Raw genomic sequence first — 1,506 nt, forward strand, 5'->3', positions numbered from 1 at the left:
GCTCGGGCGGCCGCACGCTCGCCGCGCCGCGCTCGCGGAACCGGCGGGGCGGCGCCCCCTCGCCGGCCCGGGCCGCGGCGAGCTCGAGCTCGACGGCCATCACGGTCGCGGTCACGAGGCGCAGCACGAGCGGCGAGGCGAGGTGCTCGCGGCCGGTCACGTCGAGCACGCCGAGCACGCGCCCGGTGCTCGGGTCCCGGACCGGGGCCGCCGTGCAGCTCCACGGGTGCACGGACCGCGTGAAGTGCTCGGCGGCGAAGACCTGGACGGGGCTGCGGGTCGCGATCGCGGTGCCCGGCGCGTTGGTGCCGGTCTGCTCCTCGCCCCACGAGGCGCCCTCGACGAAGCCGACGCCGTCGAGCTGGCGGCGCACCGCGGGGTCGCCGTCGACCCACAGGAGGCGGCCGTTCTCGTCGGTGAGCGCCGCGACGATCCCCTCGCCCACGCCGCCCTCGACGAGCAGGCGGCGCACGATCGGGAGCGCGGCGCCGAGCGGGTGGTTGCGGCGGTAGGCGACCAGCTCGGCGTCGGTCAGGTCGACGGTCGGCGCGGGGGACTCGGGGTCGACGCCGCTGCGGGCGCTGCGCACCCACGAGTCGGCGACGACGGTGCGGATGCCCCGGGGCAGGGTCCCGGTCGTCACGAACGTCTCGTGCGCGGTGCGCAGGCTCGCCGTGAGCGCCGACGGGTCGGAGCCCGCCGGCCACGCCGGCCCGTTGCCGTGCATGCGGTGACCTCCCGACCGCGCCGTCGAGCAGATGCGGCCGAGTCTAGGTGGGAGCACCCGGGCCGGGTAGTGGAGCCCGGGTGGTGGAGCGCCGAACTGACAGATCATGCGAGGATGTCAGTATGCCGAAGATCATCGGAGGCTCCCTCCACGAGCACCGCGCGCAGACCCGCCAGAAGCTGTTCGCCGCGCTCTCGAGCCTCATGGCGGACCGCGGGTTCGACGCGATCACGCTCGCCGACATCGCCTCGGCCGCCGGCATCGGGCGCACCGCCGTCTACAACCACTTCCCCGACAAGGAGTCGCTGCTCGTCGGGTTCATCACGCACGAGACCGAGCAGTACGTCGCGACGCTCGAGCGCTCGCTGCAGGACGTCGAGGACCCCGTCGAGCAGCTCCGCGCCTACGTGCGCGCCCAGGCGCAGCTCAAGCGCGTCTACCACCTCGCGCCCGGGCCGGACCTGCGCTCGGTCCTCTCGCGCGCGACGCAGCAGCGCGTCCGCGAGCACGTGCACCTCGTCGAGCAGATCCTGCGCCGCATCCTCACCGAGGGCGTCGAGTCCGGCGCGTTCCCGCCCCAGGACGTCGACACCACGGTCCCGCTCGTCAACGCGTGCCTGTCGAGCCGCGGGGTGCCCGACGACGGGCCCGAGCGCGACCACGCCGTCGAGGCGACCGTGACCTTCGTGCTGCGCGCCGTCGGCGCCCGCCTGCCCGTCCTCGCCTGAGTGGCCCCGCGCCCGCGCCCGGCCCGCGCCGACCGCCCCGAGCCCCAGCCA

At 75.8% G+C, this 1,506-nt stretch carries 2 protein-coding genes; one reads left to right on the forward strand and one right to left on the reverse strand.

Going from position 1 to position 1,506, the window contains the following annotated elements; genetic code table 11:
• A partial coding sequence (locus tag AB6N24_RS23055; RefSeq protein ID WP_412871688.1) for a GAF domain-containing protein occupies positions 1-727 on the reverse strand: 727 nt, incomplete at its 3' end.
• A gap of 122 nt (positions 728-849) precedes the next feature.
• On the opposite strand from AB6N24_RS23055, the gene AB6N24_RS23060 reads away from it, so the two are divergent.
• Positions 850-1,455 carry a TetR/AcrR family transcriptional regulator gene (locus AB6N24_RS23060; protein ID WP_412871689.1) on the forward strand — a complete coding sequence of 202 codons (606 nt, stop codon included), beginning with the start codon at positions 850-852 and terminating at the stop codon, positions 1,453-1,455.
• Positions 1,456-1,506 lie beyond the last annotated feature (51 nt).

Source organism: Cellulomonas jepli, assembly GCF_047229345.1.
GTDB lineage: Bacteria > Actinomycetota > Actinomycetes > Actinomycetales > Cellulomonadaceae > Cellulomonas_A.